Origin of the sequence: Shigella sp. FC1661, assembly GCF_001712525.1 — a bacterium.
Taxonomy (GTDB): Bacteria; Pseudomonadota; Gammaproteobacteria; order Enterobacterales; family Enterobacteriaceae; genus Escherichia; species Escherichia coli.
This window is the reverse complement of record NZ_MDGW01000447.1, coordinates 1-576: the sequence shown is the minus strand read 5'-3', so window position 1 is coordinate 576 and position 576 is coordinate 1. Positions and strand designations below refer to the sequence as shown.

The following is a 576-nucleotide window of genomic DNA, read 5'->3' as shown; positions in this document are numbered from 1 at the left end:
TGAACCGCCCCGGGTTTCCTGGAGAGTGTTTTATCTGTGAACTCAGGCTGCCAGATCATCGTTTCCGATGGAAGCATAATAAGCTTTTTCTGCTTCTGCCGGAGGAGTGTGGCCAGTTCCACTTCTGCACGGTTTTTCCAGCTCTTACGGTGTATTACCTCCGCTTTGTAAAGACCATTGATGCTCTCCGCCATCGCGTTGTCATACGAGTCGCCTGTACTTCCTGTTGATGCCAGTAATCCGGCTTCCTTAAGCCGCTGTGTGTAGGCCAGCGATACATACTGAGAACCTTTATCACTGTGATGGACCGTGCCGGACGGTCGACGGGCCCATAACGCCTGCTCCAGAGCATCCAGCACGAATGTCGTTTCCATGGACGATGAGACCCGCCACCCCACGATGTATCCGGCAAACACATCAATGATGAACGCCACATAGACGAAGCCCTGCCATGTGCTGACGTAAGTAAAATCAGCCACCCACAGCTGGTCAGGTCGTTCTGCCACGAACTGACGGTTTACGCGGTCGCCTGCGGCAACGGCTTTCCGGCTGATGGTCGTACGGACCTTTTTACCC

At 54.0% G+C, this 576-nt stretch carries 1 protein-coding gene; it reads right to left on the bottom strand.

Annotated features, from left to right (window positions below):
• Positions 1-576: IS3 family transposase (locus BFF42_RS20285; RefSeq protein WP_252866579.1), on the bottom strand; the 576-nt coding region annotated here is incomplete at both ends.